Genomic DNA, 21736 nt, shown 5'->3' with positions numbered 1-21736 from the left:
CGTGGAGGACATGACAGAGGATGCCGCCCAGAACGCCGTGATCGGCGCTGGCGTCACGGCATCCGGCGTCATCATCGGCGCACCGGGAACCGGCAAGACCCGCACCCTGACCGAGCGCGTCGTGCATCTGCTCGACTCCCGCGGGGTCCGTCCTGAAGAACTCCTCGTGCTCACGCCCAGCAGACAGGCCGCGACGGCTCTGCGCGATCGGATCGGAGTGCGGATCGGTCAGGCGACCCCCGGTCCGCTCGCCCGATCGCTCGGGTCGTTCGCCTTCCAGGTCGTTCGTGGAGCGATGGTCCGTGCAGGAGCCGAACCTCCGGCGCTGCTGACCGGTGCCGATCAGGATCGCATCATCGCCGAGCTGCTCGCAGGTGACGCCGAAGACGGGCGCATCGCCTGGCCCGAGGCGCTCAGCCCGTCGGTCCGTTCCTCCAAGGGGTTCCGCTCCGAGCTTCGGGCCTTCCTCGCGGAATGCGTCGAGCTCGGCGCACAGCCGCCCGAACTCCGCGCGGCCGGCGATCCGGCGTGGGCTGCTGCTGCCGACTTCCTCGTCGAGTACCGGGCGGTTCTCGATCTGGCCCGCTCAGCGCATCGGGATGCCGCCGACCTGCTCGCCGAGGCCAGTGCGATCCTGCGCACGGCAGATGCCTCGGCCCTCGGCCCTCTCGCCCATCTCAGAGCTGTCCTGATCGACGATGCTCAGGAGCTCACGAGGGGTGGCGTCGCAGTGGTCGAGTCCCTCCGAGCCCGCGGTATCGCCGTTCTCGCCTTCGGTGATCCCGACATCTCCTCCGGAGCGTTCAGAGGCGCGAGCCCTGAGCTGTTCTCACGGCTCGCGACCGAGCTCGGCGAGGTGCACGTGCTCGACGGCCCGCACCGACAGGCCGCAGCACTCACCACCTTGACGCGGACGGTCACGCAGGCGATCGGTGCGTCCGGTCGTGTCGACCATCGGCGTGCCCCGGTCCCTGCCGAGCCGGAGGAGCGCGGAGCGACAGCAGCCGTCAGCACCTTCGTGGCGCCGTCGCCTCATGAGGAGCTCGATCGCATCGCGGGCGTCATGCGCGAATGGCATCTGACACACGATGTCCCGTGGGACCGCATGGCCGTCATCGCGCACGACACCCGCCAGGTGACTCAGCTCGAGACCGAGCTGGCGGCCCGTGAGATCCCGACACGCGCCGCCGGTGTGCAGCGGCCGCTCGGCAGTGAGGCGATCGTCCGCGACATCGTCGGCATCGTGCGGCTGGCCCTCACCGCACCCGATGAGCGCTCGTCCCAGGACTGGGAGGAGTCGTTGCGCACTCCGTTCGGAGGGATGGACGCCATCGGACTGCGCCGCCTTCGAGCACGCCTGCGCCACATCGAGCTCGAACACGGCGGCTCCACGCCGGCGCGAGAGCTGCTGCGCCAGGCGATGACCTCGCCCGCGCACCTCGACCTGATCGACTCGCAGGAGTCTCGCAGGGCCGCGCGCTTCGCGCAGACGATCGCCGAAGTGGCCGAGGGCGCGGCCGCAGGCGAGACGATCCACGATCTCCTCTGGCGAGTGTGGGACCAGTCCCGCGCTGTCGACGGCCGAAAGCTGCAGGTCGCCTGGCGGGAGATGTCGCTGCAGGCGAGCGGGTCCGAGACCGCGAGGGCTCTCGACGCGCTCGTGTCCCTGTTCGGTGCGGCGAAGCGGTTCGTCGAGCGGACGCCCAACGAGAAGCCCGAGGTGTTCGTCCGTGACATCCTCGACAGCGAGGTGCCGGAGGACTCGCTTTCCAGTCCCGATCGACCGGGACGGGTGACGTTGCTCACTCCGGCGACGGCTCTCGGTACCGAATTCGACACAGTGGTGGTCGCGGGGGTTCAGGACGGTGTCTGGCCCAACGTGCGGCTCCGCGGAGGAATGCTCCAGACCTGGAGGCTCGCCGACGCGCTGCTCGCGGCCCGCACCGGAACGGTCGAGCAGCCGATCGATGTGCTCGACCGACGTCGAGGGGCGCTGCACGACGAGCTGCGCCTCTTCGTGCGCGCGATCTCGCGGGCACGTCGGCGACTCCTGATCACCGCCGTCGACGACGACGACATGACGCCGAGCCCGTTCTTCGCCTTCCTCCCGGTGCCCGATCCGCCCGAGATGCACGCGTCGGCCGAGCATCCCCTCACTCTGCGGGGGCTCGTCGCCCGCCACCGTCGCGTGCTGACATCGTCTAGCTCCGCGCCCGCGCGCGAGCATGCGGCCTCCCAGCTGGCAGTGCTCGCGAGCGAGCGCGTGCCCGGTGCGAATCCCGCCGAATGGTACGGCGTGACGCCGCCGTCGACCGATGCGCCCCTGCACGACCTGACCGTCGAGGCCGCGCGCGTGTCGCCCTCTCGGATGGAGTCCTTCGAGGAGTGCGAGCTGAACTGGGCCGTATCCGCGCTCGGGGGCGACACCGTCATGCCGCCCTCTGCGGGGATCGGAACGATCATCCACGAGGCGATGGAGCAGGTTCCAGATGGTGAGCTGCAGCGCCTGCGCGACGTCCTCGCCGAGCATTGGCCGGAGCTCGACTTCGAGACGGCGTGGATCGGACGCAAAGAGCGCCGCCGGGCTGAGCTCTACATCGATCGGCTGCACAGCTATCTCTCGGACGTCGCGGCGGACGGTGGCCGTGTGATCGCCGGTGAGGTCGAATTCCGCTTCGCCGTCGACATCCCCGAGGAAGCCGGTACGCCGCCGACCGCGCGAGCAGCGAGCACCGACGGGGAATCCCACCCCCATGAAGCGATCGTGCACGGCTTCATCGACAGGGTCGAGGCATACGCGCCCGGCGGCGGCGAGCATGCGAAGGCCCGAGGGCAGAAATGGACCCGCATGGCAGACGCGCAGAACGGAGAGCGCGTTGTGGTCGTCGATCTGAAGACGGGCAAATACGAGCCCGAGAGCGAGCAGAAGGTCGCAGACCACGCCCAGCTCGCGGCCTACCAGGTGGCCGTGCAGGAAGGACTCATCGCAGGCGCGGACCCGGCGGCGCTCGCCGGAGCGCGCCTCGTCCTGGTGGCGAAGACACTGGCAGGCAGCGATTTCCGTGTCGCGCATCAGCACACTCTCGCCGGAGACGAGCGCGTGCACTTCCTCGGCCGGATCGCGGAGGCCGCTCGAGGCATGTCGGCGTCGAGCTTCACCGCGCACGTCGAATCGCACTGCGCGGACACGCAGTGGCGAGTGCAGCCGTGCCGGATCCACACCGTCGCCGCGGTGAGCGCGTGACCGCCTGGACCGGTGCGGGGAACGGCATCTCCGCCCTCGACGTCGCCGCAGCGCTCGGGCTCCCGGCACCCACCGAGGCGCAGCAGCGGGTGATCGAATCACCGCCCGCGCCCGCGCTCGTCGTCGCAGGGGCGGGGAGCGGCAAGACCGAGACCATGTCGGGACGCGTCGTCTGGCTCGTGGCGAACGGACACGTGCGGCGTGATGAGATCCTCGGGCTGACCTTCACCCGCAAGGCCGCCGGTGAGCTCGCGGAGCGGATCGGCGTCCGGCTCGCGCTCATCGACGAGTACGGCAGGCGGGGACTCCTGCCGCATCTGCCCGAGATCGTGGCGAGTGGCGCGCTCGATCGCGTGTCGAGAGCGGCGAATGCCCGTCAGCGGGAGGTCGTCAGGTCTCAGGTGCTCGACGAACTCGCAGAACGCTACGGAACAGCGGGCGAGGCGATCCCGCCCGGCGTCGAGGATCTGCTGATCCGCCCCAAGGTCTCGACGTACAACGCGTTCGCGGACGGCATCGTACGGGAGCACGCGGCACGGATCGGCCGTGACTCCGACGTCGCCATGCTCAGCCAGGCCGCGTCGTGGATGCTCGCGCGGGACATCGTTCTCCGCGCCGACCTGCCGGAGCTGGAGGAGATCGACCGGTCGGTGGCCGGTGTGGTCGACGCGGTCCAGCGACTGGCGGGTGACTCGCTCGATCACCGAGCGGATCTGGAACGCGCGGATCGGATCGCGCTGCGTCAGGCCGACGCGTTCGAGCCGTATCGGAGCAATGCCGACATCTCGACAGTCACGGCGAACCTGCGGGCCCTGCCGGCGCTCTCGGTCCTGGTGCGTGAGTACATCGCGGAGAAGGAGCGCCGCGGTGTGCTGGACTTCGCCGATCAGGTCAGCGGCGCCTACGACATCGTCGAATCCTCGCCCGATGTGCGTGACGAACTGCGACAGCAGCATCGCGTGGTGCTCCTGGACGAGTACCAGGACACCTCGGTGATCCAGACGCAGTTCCTCGCCCGGCTCTTCCGCGATTCCGCCGTGATGGCTGTGGGAGACCCGCACCAGTCGATCTACGGCTGGCGCGGCGCCAGCGCAGACAACCTGCATGCCTTCGCGCGGACCTTCTCCGAGAAGGAGACGGTCGGCAACTACAGCTTGATGACGAGCTGGCGCAACGACCGGAGCATCCTCGGCATCGCGAATCGGGTCCTCGGCCCGCTGCGCCGACCTGGATTGGACGTGCCACCGCTCGAGGCGCGTCCTGGGGCGGGAGAGGGCACGGTCGAGATCCGCTTCCCGCTCACGGTCGACGACGAGGCACGTGAAGTCGCCGAGTGGTTCGCGGCGCGACGCGCGGCACATGACGACGGCGCGAAGCCGCACACCGGAGCCGTCCTGTTCCGGTCCAAACGCCACATGCAGACGTTCGCCGCGGCGCTCGCCGCGCAGGGCATCCCGCACAGGATCCTGGGGTTGGGCGGTCTCCTGGCTACACCCGAGGTCGTCGACGTCGTCTCCACGTTGCGGGTGTTGCACGACCCCACCGCAGGATCTGCGCTGATCAGACTCCTCGTCGGACCTCGATTCGCCGTCGGGGTCGCCGACATGGCGGCGCTGCAGGAACTCGCTGCAGAGCTCTCCCGGCGGGACAGCGGACTGCTGCCGCTCGACGACGAGCTCCGGCAGCGCATCCGCGCATCGCGCGGTGCCGATGAGGCGCTCTCGATCGTCGACGCCGTCGACGTGCTCCGCGGGCTCAGCGACGACTACCGCCTCCTGGCGCGGATCTCACCCGAGGGCCGGGCCCGGATACGCGCGGCGGGGGAGATGCTCGAACGCCTTCGCCGAGCCTCATCGCTGCCGCTTCCCGACCTCCTGAGGCTCATCGAGCTCGAGCTGCGCCTCGACATCGAGCTCGCGGCGAACGAGACGAGGGGCCCCGCGCGTATCGCGGCGACTCAACTGCGGGCTTTCACCGACGAGGTGCGCACCTTCCTCGCGGCCGACGAGCGGGGCACCATCTCCAGCCTCCTGGCGTGGCTCGACAAGGCCGAGAGTACCGACGAGCTGGTCCCGCGACCCGAGCCGCCAGAGCCGGGAGTGGTGCAGCTGTTGACGATCCACGGATCCAAGGGCCTCGAATGGGATGCGGTCGCCGTCGTCCGCATGGTCGAGGGTGAACTCCCCTCGCGTCCGACGGACACGGCGGGGTGGTTCGGCTTCGGGGTGCTGCCGTTCGCTCTGCGCGGCGACAGCGCGGCATTGCCGACGTTCAGCTGGCTTCCGCCGTCCGATGAGGAGCTCGACCCCGCCAAGCGGCTGAAGGCCGGGATCGCCTCGCTCACGAGCAGGAGTAAGACGGCGCCGGGCGCACTCACGGTGTTCAAGGACTCGTACCGGGAGTACCAGCAGGAGGAGGAGCGGCGTCTCGCTTACGTCGCCGTCACCAGGGCGCGCAGCGACCTGCTCCTGACGGGCGCGCACTGGGCGGGACAGAAGCAGCCGAAAGCGCCGAGTCCCTACCTGCTCGAGGCGATCGAGGCGAGCGGTGCGCGGACGATCGACGACGTCGACCCTGACCTCAATCCCTACGAAGGCCCCGGCGCTACCCTCTCGTGGCCCATCGATCCGCTCGGTGCGCGTCGCACTGCGGTCGAGAATGCCGCCGCATCGGTCCGCGCGGCGGCCGAAGGCGACCCGGTGGCCTCTCCCGAATTGACTCGGTTGCTCGCAGAACGGGCGGCGCGGCTGCGGGGTACGGACGCACCGCCTCCCACCCGTGTGCCCGCCTCTCGTTTCAAGGACTACGTCACGGACTTCGGTGGCACGCTGTCATCGATCGTGCGTCCGATGCCCGAGCGGCCCTACCGCCAGACCCGGCTGGGCACGCTGTTCCATGCCTGGGTGGAGCGACGCAGTGAACTGGTCGGTGTCGGGCATCGCGTCGACGAGGCTCTCTGGGAGATCGATGAGGACGATCCCGCGTTCGGAGCGGATGCCAGCGGCGCAGAGGTCTCTCCTGCTGACGCCGAGGATCTCGGCGGTCTCCAGCAGATCTTCGAGCGCAGCGAATGGGGTGGCCTGAAACCGATCGCCGTCGAGATCGAGATCGACTTCGCCCTGGGTGGCGGCACGAGTTCGGGCGAGGGCCACATCGTTATCTGCAAGCTCGATGCGGTCTACCGGCGAGAAGACCGAGGCGGTCGCATCGAGATCGTCGACTGGAAGACAGGCAAAGCGCCGCGAACTCCTGCGGAGCGGGAGGAGCGGATGCTGCAGCTCGCGCTCTACCGTCTCGCCTATCACCGGCGCTTCGGTGTACCGCTCGACGAGATCGACGTGGCGCTGTACTACGTGGCCGACGATCTCGTCATCCGCGGTGACAGGGTCTACTCCGAGCTCGAGCTCTTCCAGCGTTGGAGTGCGGCGCGAGCGGCGCGCTGAGCCTCATCCTCCGGCGATTCCGATGCGGAGTCATCCTCATCGGCGGCCGCGGGCGCGGGTAGCGCTTCGTCTCCGGATCCGTCGTGCTCGCTGTGCACCCGTGACGCGCGAACTCCCGAGAGATCCTCCGTCTCGAGCGAACCGACCTGAGCGCGTCGAGCTGCCTCTGTCGCTGCGGTCAGGTCGTCGGTCAGATCGCCGTCGGGGCCATGCCAGAGATCCTCGGGGTTGTAGGCATCCGTCTGCATCGACGTGTCGGCTCCGGCGGCAGCCGCTGCCGGTACACGGTCGAGAGCGTCCATCGCCGAATCCACGTCCGTGTCGCGCGAGGCGATGACCGAGAGGTCGTCCGAGTGCAGGCCGTCGGCGAGTGCTTTGAGCAGGGCTGCCGCGTCGTCCACGATGTCGGTGCGGCGCAGAGAATCGCCGTGCACGAGCCACCGCGCGAACTCCAGTTCCGCGAGCAGGCGCGCCCTGACCTCCAGGGCCGGATCGGAGACGCGATCCATCGAACGCGTGTACGCCGCATGCACATCGGCTGCCGCATCCGGTGCTGTGGACAGCCAGGAGAGATCGATGGCGGGGTCGCCCACCGACAGCGAATGCCATCCCAGGACGCCGGTCACCTCCGGGCCGCGGTCGGACTCGTCCGCGAACACGAACGAAGCGGCCTGCGCTCCGCCGAGGACCACGGTGGACTCGAAGCGCCAGAGCTCGTCGTCGTCGACCGCCTCGCGCCAGCGGACGGTCAATCGGGCGGGAACCCGCCCGGTGGCCGCTGCGGTGTCGATCAGGCGGGCGAGCTCGTCCCGGCTCTCCTGCGCAGATCGCGCAATGAGTCCGGCGCCGCGGACCACTGAGATCGGCAGCGCATGAACGGCCGCGATCGCTGTTCCCATCGATTCCGCGGCCCCGCGCCCTGCGGGCACCAGCGCCGCGTCGATCTGGAAACCGGGCAGCAGCTCGGTGACCAGCGCGGGCGCATCACCCAGGCGGGTCTCGCCGATGTAGCCGGGCGCGCGGAAGGGCAGCATGGCCCGTGCGCCGGCAGTGAGTGCGCGGAGCGCAATGGCTTCCGCTGCCAGCTCGCGCGCGGCTTCGTCATCCTCAGCGACACGGATGGCGAGCTCGCGCCCGTCGGCCAGCGTGGCGACTGCGGAGTCGAAGCGGCCGTCCGCGTCGGACGACAGGGCGCGAGCACCCGTGACCTCCGCGCCGGGCAGTGCGGCAGTCACCGCCGCGGCTAGAGTGAATGGAGAGCGTCCCATCCCCCAGGGTAGGTGGACGCAGGGGCGGTCCCGCTTCCGCCACGCCCGTGAGAGAGGGAGCCGATGACCGCGAAGAACACGTCCCTCGACCGAGCCGCAGATCTCCGGACCGAGCCGGGGGTCATCGACCGGCTCCGCTTCGACGAGGCCACACGAGTGATCGCCGTGCGTGGCGGCAGGGTGCGCATAGCCGGAGGCGACCTCGACGCGGCCACGCTGCTCCGGGTGCCGCCCTCGCAGATCACGGACGCCACGTGGGCGCTTCTCGGACGCGACGCCCATGGCGTCGCACTCCTGCTGGCCGTGCTGCCACCCGAAGGCGACACCGTCGACACGTCCCCGGACGAGACCTGGCTCGGGCTGCGCGACCTGGGCGCGCGTCTGAGCGCCGAAGACACGGAGCTTCTCATCGAAGCGCTGGCGCTGGGCGGCTGGCTGCGCGATGCGCCGTTCTGTCCTGCCTGCGGCGGAGCGACGGAGCTTCGCCAGGCCGGATGGTCGCGGCACTGTCTCGTGTGCGGGCGGGAGCACTTCCCGCGCACCGATCCCGCGGTGATCGTGGCTGTCGAGAGCTCCGACGGCGAGCGACTGCTGCTCGGCGCGAACGCGAACTGGGGCGGGCGGATGTACTCCTGCTTCGCGGGCTTCACCGAGGCGGGGGAGTCCCTCGAGTCCACCGTCCACCGTGAGCTCGAGGAGGAATCCGGAGTCCGCCTCGCGTCCCTCCGCTACGTGTCGTCGCAGCCGTGGCCGTTCCCACGGTCGCTGATGCTCGGTTTCCGCGCGGTGGCCGTCGACGACCACGAGCTGCGCCCGGACGGTGAGGAGATCATCGACGTGCGGTGGTTCACCCGCGACGAGATCGGGTCCGCCCTCGCCGGAGACGGTCCCGTCGGTCTGCCCGGCCCTGCCTCCATCGCCCGCGCCCTCATCGTGTCGTGGTTCGAGGAGCGCGCGTGAGCGCGCTCGAAGCCCTCGACGATCGACAGCGCGAGGCGGCATCGGTCCTGCGAGGACCCGTGGCCGTTCTCGCGGGGGCCGGAACCGGCAAGACTCGTGTGATCACGCACCGCATCGCGCACGGTGTCGACACCGGCGCATACTCCCCGTCCAGGGTGATGGCCGTGACGTTCACGGCCAAGGCGGCGGGCGAGCTCCGCGGCAGGCTCAGGGCTCTCGGGGTCGAGGGAGTCGCCGCGCGCACGTTCCATGCCGCCGCACTCGCACAGCTCAACTTCTTCTGGCCGACGCTCGCGGGCTCGCCTGCGCCCTCGATCATCGACAACAAGGTCCGGATGCTGGGGCAGGCCGCTGACGCGATGCGGATGCGTCCGAGCACCGCCACGCTCCGCGACATCGCGTCGGAGATCGAGTGGCGCAAGGTCTCGATGCTCTCGATCGACCAGCATGCGGCGCTCGGTCGTTCGGTGACGGGAATCGATCTGCCGCAGCTCGCCGAGCTGCAGCAGAGATACGAGGCACTCAAAGACGAGCGGCACCAGCTCGATTTCGAAGACGTGCTGCTCGCCTGCGCCGGCATGCTGGAGGCGGAACCGCGTGTCGCCGCATCCGTCCACGAGCAGTACCGCCACTTCACCGTCGACGAGTTCCAAGACGTCTCGCCGCTGCAGAACCGCCTGCTCGAGCTGTGGCTGGGAGACCGAAAAGACATCTGCGTCGTCGGAGACGCGAGCCAGACGATCTACTCTTTCGCGGGAGCAGAGCAGCGGTTCCTCCTCGAGTTCGAGCGTCGTCACCCGGATGCCACGGTGGTGCGGCTGGAGACGAACTACCGTTCGCAGGCGCCGATCCTCGAAGCGGCCAACGCCCTGATGCATGATCGACCCGGCGCACTCGAGCTCGTGCCCGCGCGCGAGACCTTCAACGCCGAGGCGCCGATCGTGACGGCATACGACACCGAGCAGGAAGAGGCTGCGGGCATCGCTGCGGCGATCTCCGCACGCATCGAAGCCGGAGCCTCGCCCGCCGACATCGCCGTCCTGTACCGGGCACATGCCCAGTCCGCGGTGTTGCAGCAGGCGCTTGCGGGCGAGGGGATAGCGACGTCCGTCTTGGGCGGCACGCGATTCTTCGCGATGCCCGAGGTGCGTCAGGCGATCCTCGCGCTGAGAGCCGCCGCGGTCGCGCCGACGGAGCACGGATTCCTCCCCGGAGTCCAGCGAGTGCTCCGCGAACTCGGCCTCTCCGATGAACCGCCGGCGGCCGGTGGTGCTCAGCGGGACGGATGGGAGGCGCGGAGGGCGATCCTGCGTCTCGCCGAAGAGGCCGGGCCCGACGAGAATCTGCGCACGTTCAGCGACACGCTGATGGCCCGCGCGAAGGATCAGCACGAACCGGCGATGCGCACGGTGACGCTGTCGACCCTGCACGCGGCGAAGGGACTGGAGTGGCCGCACGTGCACCTCGCCGGGTGGGCGGAGGGATCGCTGCCGATCTCCTATGCGACGGGCTTCGAGGCGATCGACGAAGAGCGCCGACTCGCCTACGTCGGCGTCACGCGGGCTGCGCGTACCCTCGCGGTGTCGTGGTCTCGTTCTGCAGGGCGAGGAGAGCGGGCGCCGTCGCGGTTCCTGGCAGAGATAGGGACCACATCTCGCGGCACCGGCATTCTTCGTGAAATGTCACCGAACGCCACTCGTGGCGGCCGTCGGCGCTGACCTCGACGAACGACCCCGCCTGCGAATCCGTGAGCAGGAGTCGCGCGGCGAGCCGAGCCGCATCGGCGATGCGGGCGACGCTGATCGGACCGGCCGGTCTGCCGATGAGCTGGGCGTGCATCCGGGGCCATGCCGGGTCGCCATCTCGTTCATGCTCGTCGCGGCAGGAGAGGCACGGCGTCTCGCCGGGCACGACGAGCGGACCGACCGTCGTCCGGCCTCGTTCCAGGGCCACAGGCAGATGCGGAGTGTCGTCGCGGAGATAGCGGGCGAACTGCAGCGCGGCCGCCGCACCCTCCACCAGCACCACACCGATGTCTTCGGCCGTGGTTCGCGCGCCGGGCGCGACGCCCTCGTCTGCCAGCGCTTCCCGCAGCCGGTACTCGCACCGAGCGTCGAGAACGTCGATGGTCTCCACCCACGCCGCGCGTGGAGGGGGAGCGTCATCGACGAGCAGCGGCTCCAGGCGAGCGAGAAGCATGCGCGCCTCGCCGCGCGGCGCTCCCACCGAGTGCGCCACCACATCGAACGCGCCCCGCCGGAACCCGGCCGCCATCCGACCGACGAGCAACTCGACCCAGGGAGCCGATGCGGGGATGCGAAGCGTTCCCTCGATGCCTATCTGCAACGTCTCGCCGTCGCGCCACAGCAGCGGCACGTCGGGGTCGAGGCGGGTGAGGATCCTGGGCGTCAGCGGAGACATCCCTCGATTCTGCGGATCTCGGCGCCCCCGTTGGGCGTCTCCGCAGCATCCGTGGACAACTCGCGTCGATCGGACCGCCGGCTCACACCGGTCGGTCGCCCCCTGGGCCGTCTTCCTCGTCCTGGTCGCGCGGGTGGTCGGTGGCGTCGGAGCCGCTTCCGGAGAAGTCGTCTCCGTCCAGCAGACGTGCGAGTGCTTCGTCGAACTCGTCCGCGGCCGGCTGCTCGCCGCGAGCGGTCGCCTGCAACCGTGCGACGAGCGCCGTCGGGTCGTCGATGTCCTCGGGCGTCGGCATCAGATCCGGGTAGTCCCAGAGTGCGTCGCGTCCCTCGGTGCCGACGGCGTCGGTCACCGCCTGCCACATCGCGGAGGCCTCCCGCAACCGACGCGGTCGCAGCTTCAGACCCACGAGCGCACCCAGCGCGTCTTCGGCAGGGCCTCCCACCGCACGTCGGCGACGTGCGGCCTCGGCGATGCGGGCACCGTCGGGAAGACGGGAGGTCGCCTGTGCGGTCACCACGTCGACCCAACCGTCGATCGTGGCGACCAGGTTCTCGAGTCGCGCCAGGGCCTCGCTCTGGGCTTCACTCTGCGAAGGAAGCAGCGCACCGCCCTCGATCGCCGCGCGGAGCTCTTCCGGGTTCGACGGATCGAGTCGACTCGCGACGTCTTCGAGTGCGTCGACGTCGACAGTCACGCCACGCGCGAAGTCGGTGATCTGCGCCATGACGTGCAGATGCAGCCATTTGGCGTGCCGATACAGTCGCGCGTATGCGAGTTCGCGGGTCGCGAGATAGAGCGTGATCTGGTCTTCGGGGATCTCGAGTCCCTCGCCGAAGGCGGTGAGGTTCTGCGGGATCACCGCCGCGGTTCCGGCGGGGAGCACGGGGATGCCGACGTCGCCGCCGGACACGACCTCGAGTGACAGATTGCCGAGCACCTGACCGAACTGCGCCGCGAACACGGAACCGCCGAGTCCGCGCATGAGCTTCCCCGCGCCCTGGACGAGGCCCCGCATGTCTTCCGGGACCTGCGTGTCGAGCGCACTGGTCAACGCGTCGGCGATGCTCGTCGACACGGGCTCCGCGATCTCCTTCCACACGGGCAGGGTCGCCTCGACCCACTCGCCTCGGGTCATCGCCTTGGGCGAATCCGCGAGCTCGGAGATGGTGGTGGCCTCGCTGAGCCACAGATCCGCCAGCGCGAACGAGTCCGTCAACGAGGTCCGCGAGCCGTCGTCGATGCCGAGACCGTCGCGGTTGGCGATGTGAAGTGCCTGTCGGAGCGAGTTCTCCCAGGGGTCACCGCCGAAGGCGCCCTGAAGCTGAGCCATGATCGTCTGCATCATGGCCGGATCGAGCTGGAGCCCGTCCATTCCCGAGAGCGCATCGCGCAGCGCCTCAGGATCGATGTCGCCGGCTCCCTGGCCGGACATCATTCGTCGGAGGAACTCCTCGAAGTCCTCGGGGGTCGGGTCGTTGTCTGCCATCGCTGTCGCCTCTCAGCACGTCTGAAGCCGTGGCCTCTACGCTAGTCACAGGAGCGGCCGCGAGACCCCGAACGCGGACAGATAGCTGTACGCCGCCCGCGAACGACGGAGGAACCCTGTGGATCGAACCCGGCCCGTGCGGCTCGGACTGGGAGTCTGGGCGTTGGTCGTCGCGCTGGTCGCGCTCGTCGTCCTGACCTTCCTGCCGACGCCCTACGTGATCCAGCGACCGGGGCCCGTGTACGACACACTCGGCACCGCGGCGGATGCCGACGGCGAGCAGGTGCCGTTGATCAACATCGAGGGCGCGGAGACGTTCGAGACCGCGGGCACGCTCGACCTCACCACGGTGCAGGTCGTGGGGAACCGTGAGCGCACGCCCAGCTGGTTCGAGCTCGCTCTCGCCTGGATGGACCGCTCGCGGGCGGTCGTGCCGCTCGACTCGGTCTTCCCCGCAGGGGTGACCACAGAGCAGCGGGACGAGCGCAACGCCACGCTCATGGTCGACTCCCAGCACGAGGCGACCGCGGCGGCCCTGAACGCGCTCGGGTACGACACGGGCGCCGAAGTCACTGTCGTCGACGTGCTCGAGGACTCGCCGGCTCAGGGCGCTCTCGAGACCGATGACGTCGTGACGGCCATCGGCGGAGTTCCGGTCGATTCTGCGAAGCAGCTCCGGGAGGCGATCCAGGATGCCGGGGGAGACCCGGTCATGCTCACGGTGCTGCGCGACGGCGAGCAGCAGGACGTCGAGATCGCACCCGAGAAGAATGTCGAGGGCGACGTGACCACCTGGCTGATCGGCGTCACTCTGCGCACCGACTACGACTTCGAGATCGATGTCACCCTGCAGCTCGACAACGTGGGCGGGCCGAGCGCGGGCATGATGTTCGCCCTGGGCATCGTCGACACGCTCACTCCGGGCGAGCTCAACGGGGGAGAGAACATCGCGGGCACCGGCACGATCGAAGCCGACGGGACTGTCGGCCCGATCGGGGGGATCCGTCAGAAGCTCTACGGTGCGCGCGACGCCGGCGCGGATTTCTTCCTCGCGCCGGAGTCGAACTGCGACGAGGTCGTCGGGCACGTGCCGGACGGGCTCACGGTGATCCGCACCGCCACCCTCGACGACTCGCTGGAGGCTCTCGAGGTGATCGCCGACGGCGGCGACGTCGAATCCCTTCCGAGCTGCGACGTCGTGACCTCGCCGTGACCGGGATGACAGCCGCAGCACAGTAAGGGGTGCCTAGGATGGAAGGGTGACCTCGACTTCTGCACCGAACCCGGCCACTCCCCGAACCTCGCGAAGAATCTTCGGTATCTCGTTGGCGATCATCGCCGCGCTGATCGCCGTCTTCTTCGTGTTCGCGTCGTTCTACACCGAATACCTCTGGTTCGACCAGGTGGGCTTCGAGGGAGTTCTCACCACCCAGTGGTTCGCCACGGCGGTGATGTTCGTCGTCGGATTCCTCGGCATGGCGGTGCCGCTGTTCGTCGCGATCCAGCTCGCGTACCGTCTGCGCCCCGTGTACGTGCGGCTCAGCTCGCAGCTCGACCGGTACCAGGAGGTCATCGAGCCGCTTCGTCGTCTCGCCATGTGGGGCATGCCGATCTTCTTCGGCCTGTTCGCCGGCTTCTCGGCCGCGAGCCAGTGGAAGACGGTCTGGCTGTGGGCGAACGGCGTCGCCACCGACGCTGTCGACCCGCAGTTCGGTCTCGACACCGGGTTCTACATGTTCGCGGTGCCGTTCTACTCGATCCTCCTGGCGTTCGTGTCGGCTGTGCTGCTGCTCACCCTGATCGTGACCGCGCTGGTCTCGTACCTGTACGGCTCGGTCCGCATCGGCCAGGGCGAGCTGCGCATCTCCAAGCCTGCCCGTATCCAGCTCGCCGTCATCGCGGGTCTCTACCTGCTGGTGCAGGCGGCCAGCCTGTGGCTCGACCGGTACAAGACGCTGTTCGCGCAGGATGACCGCATCGTCGGTCCCGCCTACACCGGGGTCAATGCGACCATCCCGGGCCTGGCGATCCTCGCGATCATCGCCGCGCTCGTGGCGATCCTCTTCTTCGTCACGGCCGTCATCGGCCGCTGGCGCTTCCCGCTCGCGGCGACCGCGTTGCTCATCGTGGCCTCGCTGGTCGTGGGCGTCGGGTTCCCGTGGGCTGTGACCACCTTCCAGGTGCGCCCGAACCAGAACGCCTACCAGGCCGAGTTCTACCAGAAGAACATCGACGGCACGAAGGAGGCATACGGCGTCGCCGACCTCGAGACCACGCCGTTCGAGGCCGAGACCGACGCCGCAGCCGGACAGCTGCGGGAAGACGCGGAGACCACCGCCTCGATCCGCATCGTCGACCCCGCCGTGATCAGCCCGGCTGTGCGCCAGCTCGAGCAGTACCGCGGGTACTACCAGTTCCAGGAGAACCTCGACGTCGACCGCTACGAGATCGACGGTGAGGTGCAGGACACCGTGGTCTCCGTGCGCGACCTCGACATGGAGGGCGTCGACGTCAGCAACTGGAACAACCGGGCAGCCGTCTACACGCACGGCTACGGCCTGGTGGTCGCTGCGGGCAACCAGCGCACGAGCGACGGCGAGCCGGTCTTCCTCGAGCGCGGCATCCCGTCCGCGGGATTCCTCACCGAGCAGGAGGAGTTCGAGCCGCGGATCTACTTCGGTGAGAACTCGCCCGAGTACTCGATCGTCGGAGCACCCGAGGGCACCGATCCGGTCGAGATCGACTACCCGCGTGGCAAGGACGGCTCGAATGAGACGAAGACGACGTTCGAGGGCGAGGGCGGACCGGCGATCGACAACACGTTCACGAAGCTCCTCTACGCCCTGAAGTTCCAGTCGGAGCAGATCCTGTTCTCCAACCTGGTGAACGAGGACTCGCAGATCCTCTACGACCGCGACCCGAAGACGCGTGTGCAGAAGGTCGCGCCGTACCTCGAGCTCGACAGCGAGCCCTACCCGAGCGTGGTCGACGGACGCGTCGTCTGGATCATCGACGGCTACACGACCAGTTCGACGTATCCGTACTCGACGAGCGTGAGCCTGTCGGAAGCGATCGCCGACTCGAATGTTCCGTCGCCGACTCTCGCCATCGACGAGATCAACTACATCCGCAACTCGGTCAAGGCCACGGTCGACGCCTACGACGGATCGGTGACCCTGTACGCCTGGGACGACGAGGATCCTGTGCTGCAGAGCTGGCAGAACATCTACCCGTCGACGCTCAAGCCGGTCAGCGACATGTCGTCCGACCTGATGAGCCATGTGCGCTACCCGACCGATCTCTTCAAGGTCCAGCGCGATGTCCTCGGGATCTACCACATCGACACCGCGGGCTCGTTCGCACAGCAGGACAACCGCTGGCAGACCCCGAACGACCCGCGCAGCGACGCGGTGCTTCAGCCCCCGTACTACCTCACGATGCAGATGCCCGGGCAGGACTCCCCGAGGTTCTCGATGTTCTCGACGTTCATCCCGTCGGCGTCGGGCAGCGGCGGCAACCGCGATGTGCTGATGGGTTACCTGGCCGTCGACTCCGACGCAGGATCCGAGGCAGGCGTCAAGGCTGAGGGTTACGGGCAGCTGAGGATGCTCGAGATCGACACCGACACGACAGTGCCTGGCCCGGGTCAGGTGCAGAACACGTACAACTCGGACACGGCCGTGGTGCCGCAGCTCAACCTGCTGCAGCAGGGTGAGTCCGAAGTCCTCTACGGAAACCTCCTGACGCTTCCCGTCGGCGGTGGCCTGCTCTACGTCCAGCCGGTCTACGTGCAGTCCTCGGAAGGCACCAAGCTGCCTCGACTGCAGAAGGTCCTCGTGGCGTTCGGTGACAAGGTCGCGTTCGAGGACACCCTGACCGCGGCGCTCGACACGCTGTTCGGCGGTGACTCCGGAGCGACCGGTGGAGACGATCAGGTCGAGCCGGCAGAGCCCGATCCGGATACCGGAGAGGTGCCGACCGAGCCCACCGTGCCGACCGACGCTGAGGCCGAGGCGCTCGCGGCAGCACAGCAGGCGCTCACCGATCGTGAGGCCGCTCTCAAGGAGGGTGACCTGACCAAGTTCGCCGAGGCTGACAAGCGGCTCACGGATGCCGTGAACACGCTGCTCGGACTGGAACCCGATACGGGGGAGTGACTTCCTGAGAAGACGACGACGGATGCCGCACCTCTCGAGGTGCGGCATCCGTCGTCTCAGGGCAGGATCCGATCGCCGCCAGGGAAGACGCCGAGGGGGAGGGCGGATCGATCAGTTCGCGTCGTAGCGGCAGGTGACTGACCCGACGCCGCTCCGCTCCACGACCAGCTCGCCGTTCCACAGGATCTGGCAGCTCACGGTCGAATCCATGTCGTCGTCGGGTGCGGTGACTGCGATCTCGGCCGAGTCACCGGTCGTGGTGTATTTCTTCCAGCCGCTGGAAGCCCATTCCTCGTCGTACGACTGCGTGTCATCGGCATACGACACGGTGAATGAGGGGCCGCCCGTGGCGCGCACCTCGACCTGGTCGAGGCCGTTGCCGCCGAGGACGCCGACGGCCATCACGACGATCAGGACGAGATCGACGACGAGTGCCACCGCTGCGACGATGATCGCTGCCATCGCTTCGCGAGGCCGGTGAGCGCGTGTCGCGCGGAATCCCAGGAGAAGAGCGACGGTCGAGAGCGCCGCAGCGGATACGGCGACGGGGAGCAGCCCGGTGATCGGGTAGAGGAGCGCGATCAGTGCGCCAGAGAGCAGCAGCGCCGCGGCGCCGGTCCAGATGCCGATGAGCGCGGGCCGCGAGGAGCCGGATGTCGGTGCGGGACGATTCCGCGTGGCGCTGTCGGGCATCTGCGTCATGATCGGCCTCCGGGACGTCGGTGCCCGTCGACAGTACCGCGCGTGCCGCTCGACGACATCCGGAGGCACACATGCGAAAGGCCCCTGATCAGGATTTCTCCCGATCAAGGGCCTTTCGTGTGTCGCATTCTCGTTGCGGGGACAGGATTTGAACCTGCGACCTCCGGGTTATGAGCCCGGCGAGCTACCGAACTGCTCCACCCCGCGGCACGTTTTATAGCCTAACACGGGAATCAGGAGGGCGCGAATCGAGGCCGCAGGGCGGCGCATGGGGAAGGATGTGAGCATGACCGAGACAGCATCCGCCGCCGTTCCCGTCGCCGTCTGCCAGTTCGCGCCGACGGCGTCACGAGAGGACAATCGCGACCGAATCGCTGCCATGACGGCGGATGCCGCGGCACGTGGCGCGCGGCTGATCGTGTTCCCCGAGTATGCGAGCTACTTCGTGAACCCGATGGATGAGACCCTCGCTGCGAACGCGGAGACGCTCGACGGCGACTTCGTGTCGACGCTCACGGCGCTCGCGGCGGATCACGGTGTCGTGATCGTGGCAGGGCTGGTCGAGCGCGCCTCCGATGCGCAGCACGTGCACAACACTCTCGTCGCGGTGCGTGGGGACGGGATACTCGCGACCTACCGCAAGCAGCATCTGTACGACGCCTTCGGGCAGACCGAGTCCGACTGGATAGAGGCGGGTGAGCTCGGGGCCGCCACCTTCGATGTCGCCGGCATCCGGTTCGGGCTCATGACGTGCTACGACCTGCGGTTCCCGGAGGTCGCTCGCACACTCGTCGATGCGGGGGCCGATGCGCTCGTGGTCCCTGCGGAATGGGTGCGCGGCCCCCTCAAGGAGCACCACTGGACTGTGCTTCTCGCCGCGCGAGCGATCGAGAACACGACGTATGTCGTCGCCGCTGATCACCCGGCGCCCATCGGTGTGGGGCACTCGCAGATCATCGACCCCCAGGGGGTGGTGATCGCCGGAGTCGGATCGACAGAGGGGATCGCGGTCGCGGCTGTCGAGAGGTCGGCCATCGATCGCGTGCGCGACACGAACCCCTCGCTTCGCGTGCGCCGATACGCGGTGGTCTCGCGCTGACGCGCCGCCGATCGAGTCAGAAGCTCGTGGCGGCGAGGCGTCGGGCGGCCTCTTCGAGGACGTCGACCCGCTTGCACGCCGCGAACCGCAAGAGACCCGCGACGTCGCCTCGATGCGCCTCGGAGACGAACGCCGTGAGCGGGATCGCGACGACACCTGAGCGCGCCGGAAGCGCGCGGCAGAACGCCGCCGCGTCCGATCCTCCCAGCTCGGTCGCATCCGCGACTGTGAAGTACCCGCCCTGCGGGGCGAAGACCGTGAACCCGGCGGCTTCGAGGCCTGCGCCGAGGACCCCGTGCTTCCGGGCGAGTGCAGCGGCCGCCTGCGTGAAGTACGCGTCGTCGAGCCTCAGCCCGACAGCGACCGCCGGCTGCAGCGGGGACCCGTTGACGTAGGTCAGATACTGCTTCACCGTGAGCACAGCCGTGATGAGGGGAGCAGGGCCGTGCACCCACCCGATCTTCCATCCGGTGGTCGAGAACGTCTTGCCGGCGGACGAGATCGTCAGGGTCCGCTCGGCTGCCCCCGGAAGCGTGGCGATCGGAGTGTGCGGTCCCCGGAAGGCGAGGTGCTCGTACACCTCGTCCGTCACGATCACCGCATCATGTCTCTCGGCGAGACGGACGATCTCGGTCAGCACGTCTCGGTCGAAGACTGCGCCGGTGGGGTTGTGCGGGTCGTTGACCAGGATGATGCGCGTGCGATCGGTCACCGCCTCGGCGAGACGATCGAGGTCGGGCTGGAAATCGGGCGCCCGCAGAGGAACGGTGCGCAGGCGAGCCCCGGCCAGCGCGACGGCCGCCGCGTACGAGTCGTAATAGGGCTCGAAGACGACGACCTCGTCATCGACGTCATCGATCAGCGCGAGGATCGTCGCGGTCAGCGCCTCGGTCGCGCCGGCCGTGACGATCACCTCGGTGTCGGGATCGACGTCGAGACCGTAGAAGCGCTTCTGGTGCTCGCTGATCGCCGACAGGAGGTCGGGGATCCCACGACCCGGCGGGTATTGGTTCGCCCCGGACGCGATCGCGCTGCGAGCCGCGTCGAGAACCTCGACCGGTCCGTCCTCATCGGGGAACCCCTGGCCGAGATTGATCGCGCCGGTTCTGGCCGCCGCCGCCGACATCTCTGCGAAGATGGTGGGTGCGACGGTTCCGTCGGATGCGAGCAGACCGGCTCCCGCTGCCGTGCGCCGCCATGCGCCGGGGATGACACTCATGAAGAACAGGCTAAGGCCATAGGGGAAACTCATCTTCGCCATACGAAACGCACAGATACACACGTCACTCTGAAGGGGCGTTGTTGAAGGAGCACACCATGAACGAAGACAGCACCCAGGACCACTCGGTACCCGCGTCGCACGACGCCGTGCCGTCCACCGAGGCAGCAGAGACCGTCGACCGTTCGACGCCCCACGCCGCCGCCGAGACCCCCCGCGCCGCCGTGACGAACGCGGGCCAGGGGCACGAGGTGCCGCCGACGTTCACGTCGACGCCCGCCGTGCCCGGCGCCGCGACCGCGGTCGCAGCCGCGCAGCATCCGATCGCCGCCCCGCCTCGCCCGGAGTCGCCGTATGCGGCACCCCAGGCCCCCGTCGCGCCGGCCGCGGCAGAGGGGACCGCGACGGCACAGGGCGCCGCTTTCGGCATCCACACCGCTGCTCAGCCCGGGCTCGGGGGAGATCCCCTTGCCGGTGCCCCCAAGGCGAAGGACAAGCCTCGCGCCGGGGTGAAGTTCGCCGCGATCGTGGTCGCCGCAGCCCTCGTGGGCGGAGTCGCGGGTTTCGGCGGCGGCGCGATCCTCAACGGCATCTCGAACCAGAATTCGACCGGTGTCGCTCAGGGGCCTGAGACCGTGACCGTCAACAACCCCGGTTCCGTCAACGAGACGACGGCCGTCGCGACCGCAGCACTTCCGTCTGTCGTGACGATCGAGGTCGCAGGGTCGAGCGAGGCCGGCAGCGGGTCGGGCGTCATCATCAGCGACGACGGATACGTGCTGACCAACACGCACGTCGTCACCCTCGGTGGCGCCGTCGCCGATCCCTCGATCAGGGTCACGACCTCTGACGGTCGCATCTTCGCGGCCACCGTGGTCGGCACGGACCCGCTCTACGATCTTGCCGTGATCAAGCTCACCGACGCCACCGACCTCACGCCGATCGACTTCGCCGACTCCTCGGCACTGAACGTCGGCGACACTGCCGTGGCGCTCGGCGCGCCGCTCGGTCTCTCGAACTCGGTCACGACCGGCATCGTCAGCGCGTTGAACCGCAGCATCCAGATCGCATCGGCTGCTCTGCCCGACTCGTCTTCGGAGGATGCTCCCCAGCAGGAGGAATCGCCCGAGAACGGTCAGAGCGAAGGACCCTTCCAGTTCGACCTGCCCGGCAACACGTCGCAGCCGACGTCGGAGTCCATCTCCATCGCCGTGATCCAGACGGATGCCGCGATCAACCACGGCAATTCCGGTGGCGCTCTCGTGAACAGCAAGGGCGAGCTCATCGGCATCAACGTGGCGATCGCCAGTTCGGGAAGCTCCGAGGAGTCCGGGTCGATCGGCATCGGGTTCGCGATCCCCTCGAACGTCGCTCAGCGCGTCTCGGAGGAGATCATCGCCGACGGCGCTGCGACACATGGTCTGCTCGGTGCGTCCGTGCAGGACGCTGCGAGCGCAGAGGACGCAGAGGTCGCCGGCGCGCTGATCGCGAACGTGTCCGACGGCGGAGCGGCCGCCGCGGCCGGCCTCAAGGCGAACGACGTCGTGACGGCGTTCAACGGAGTGCCCGTCACGAGCGCCACCGACCTCACCGCGCAGGTGCGCGCGGCGGCCGGGGGCAGCGATGCGACCGTCACCTATGTCCGTGGTGGCAAGGAATACGAGATCGACGTGACTCTGGGCACCCTGGCCGGCTGACGACAGTCAGACCAGGTGCACCGTCGAGGACGCCACC

12 protein-coding genes and 1 tRNA gene are annotated in these 21736 nt (G+C 68.8%); 8 read left to right on the top strand and 5 right to left on the bottom strand.

Annotated elements, in window-relative coordinates; translation table 11 throughout:
* Positions 1 to 10 precede the first annotated feature (10 nt).
* The gene (locus ACZZZN_RS09380) at positions 11 to 3244 is read left to right on the top strand and encodes an ATP-dependent helicase (protein WP_463504890.1); all 3234 of its coding nucleotides are present in this window, start codon (positions 11 to 13) and stop codon (positions 3242 to 3244) included.
* Positions 3241 to 6687, top strand: a complete 3447-nt coding sequence (locus ACZZZN_RS09375; protein ID WP_463504889.1) for a UvrD-helicase domain-containing protein — start codon at positions 3241 to 3243, stop codon at positions 6685 to 6687. Before ACZZZN_RS09380 ends, ACZZZN_RS09375 begins: the two co-directional genes overlap by 4 nt.
* Here the strand turns inward: ACZZZN_RS09375 and ACZZZN_RS09370 are convergent.
* Positions 6633 to 7922, bottom strand: coding sequence for a phosphotransferase (locus ACZZZN_RS09370; RefSeq protein WP_463504888.1), 1290 nt, complete (start codon positions 7920 to 7922; stop codon positions 6633 to 6635). The genes ACZZZN_RS09375 and ACZZZN_RS09370 overlap by 55 nt on opposite strands.
* A 96-nt stretch (positions 7923 to 8018) precedes the next feature.
* Between ACZZZN_RS09370 and nudC the strand changes: the two genes are divergently transcribed.
* Complete coding sequence (nudC, locus tag ACZZZN_RS09365; RefSeq protein ID WP_463504887.1) at positions 8019 to 8915, top strand: NAD(+) diphosphatase; 897 nt, start codon at positions 8019 to 8021, stop codon at positions 8913 to 8915.
* Entirely contained in the window at positions 8912 to 10633 is a 1722-nt protein-coding gene (locus tag ACZZZN_RS09360; RefSeq protein WP_463504886.1) for an ATP-dependent helicase, read from the top strand. Before nudC ends, ACZZZN_RS09360 begins: the two co-directional genes overlap by 4 nt.
* Positions 10634 to 11418: 785 nt before the next feature.
* Here ACZZZN_RS09360 and ACZZZN_RS09355 read toward each other — a convergent pair.
* On the bottom strand, positions 11419 to 12825 hold the full coding sequence (locus ACZZZN_RS09355; RefSeq protein ID WP_463504885.1) for a zinc-dependent metalloprotease: 1407 nt from the start codon (positions 12823 to 12825) through the stop codon (positions 11419 to 11421).
* A 118-nt stretch (positions 12826 to 12943) separates the two neighbouring features.
* On the opposite strand from ACZZZN_RS09355, the gene ACZZZN_RS09350 reads away from it, so the two are divergent.
* The gene (locus ACZZZN_RS09350; protein ID WP_463504884.1) at positions 12944 to 14038 is read left to right on the top strand and encodes a YlbL family protein; all 1095 of its coding nucleotides are present in this window, start codon (positions 12944 to 12946) and stop codon (positions 14036 to 14038) included.
* Between the two features lie 46 nt (positions 14039 to 14084).
* Positions 14085 to 16982 (top strand): UPF0182 family membrane protein, encoded by a 2898-nt coding sequence (locus tag ACZZZN_RS09345; RefSeq protein ID WP_463504883.1) that lies wholly within the window; start codon positions 14085 to 14087, stop codon positions 16980 to 16982.
* Between the two features lie 111 nt (positions 16983 to 17093).
* Here the strand turns inward: ACZZZN_RS09345 and ACZZZN_RS09340 are convergent, their stop codons facing one another.
* Together ACZZZN_RS09340 and ACZZZN_RS09335 are read right to left on the bottom strand one after the other, a co-directional pair.
* A complete protein-coding gene (locus ACZZZN_RS09340) occupies positions 17094 to 17684 on the bottom strand; it encodes a hypothetical protein (RefSeq protein WP_463504882.1) in 591 nt (196 codons plus the stop codon).
* Between the two features lie 133 nt (positions 17685 to 17817).
* Positions 17818 to 17891 (bottom strand) — tRNA-Met (locus tag ACZZZN_RS09335).
* Positions 17892 to 17970: 79 nt separating this feature from the next.
* On the opposite strand from ACZZZN_RS09335, the gene ACZZZN_RS09330 reads away from it, so the two are divergent.
* The gene (locus ACZZZN_RS09330; protein WP_463504881.1) at positions 17971 to 18783 is read left to right on the top strand and encodes a carbon-nitrogen hydrolase family protein; all 813 of its coding nucleotides are present in this window, start codon (positions 17971 to 17973) and stop codon (positions 18781 to 18783) included.
* A 16-nt stretch (positions 18784 to 18799) separates the two neighbouring features.
* Here the strand turns inward: ACZZZN_RS09330 and ACZZZN_RS09325 are convergent, their stop codons facing one another.
* Positions 18800 to 20002, bottom strand: a complete 1203-nt coding sequence (locus ACZZZN_RS09325; protein WP_463504880.1) for an aminotransferase class I/II-fold pyridoxal phosphate-dependent enzyme — start codon at positions 20000 to 20002, stop codon at positions 18800 to 18802.
* A 98-nt stretch (positions 20003 to 20100) separates the two neighbouring features.
* Between ACZZZN_RS09325 and ACZZZN_RS09320 the strand changes: the two genes are divergently transcribed.
* Positions 20101 to 21699: a S1C family serine protease gene (locus tag ACZZZN_RS09320; RefSeq protein ID WP_463504879.1), complete on the top strand. Its 1599-nt coding sequence runs from the start codon at positions 20101 to 20103 to the stop codon at positions 21697 to 21699.
* Positions 21700 to 21736: the final 37 nt, after the last annotated feature.

It is taken from the genome of Microbacterium sp. AC145 (assembly GCF_979258505.1).
The sequence above is the reverse complement of the archived record's forward strand: the minus strand, read 5'-3'. Positions and strand labels throughout refer to the sequence as shown.

What these genes read in the sequence shown, in the direction of transcription:
- ACZZZN_RS09380 (WP_463504890.1), top strand. Translation starts at nt 11, where the DNA reads ATGACAGAGGATGCCGCCCAGAACGCCGTGATCGGCGCTGGCGTCACG.
- nudC (WP_463504887.1), top strand. Translation starts at nt 8,019, where the DNA reads ATGACCGCGAAGAACACGTCCCTCGACCGAGCCGCAGATCTCCGGACC.
- ACZZZN_RS09355 (WP_463504885.1), bottom strand. Translation starts at nt 12,825, where the DNA reads ATGGCAGACAACGACCCGACCCCCGAGGACTTCGAGGAGTTCCTCCGA.
- ACZZZN_RS09340 (WP_463504882.1), bottom strand. Translation starts at nt 17,684, where the DNA reads ATGACGCAGATGCCCGACAGCGCCACGCGGAATCGTCCCGCACCGACA.
- ACZZZN_RS09330 (WP_463504881.1), top strand. Translation starts at nt 17,971, where the DNA reads ATGACCGAGACAGCATCCGCCGCCGTTCCCGTCGCCGTCTGCCAGTTC.
- ACZZZN_RS09325 (WP_463504880.1), bottom strand. Translation starts at nt 20,002, where the DNA reads ATGAGTGTCATCCCCGGCGCATGGCGGCGCACGGCAGCGGGAGCCGGT.
- ACZZZN_RS09320 (WP_463504879.1), top strand. Translation starts at nt 20,101, where the DNA reads ATGAACGAAGACAGCACCCAGGACCACTCGGTACCCGCGTCGCACGAC.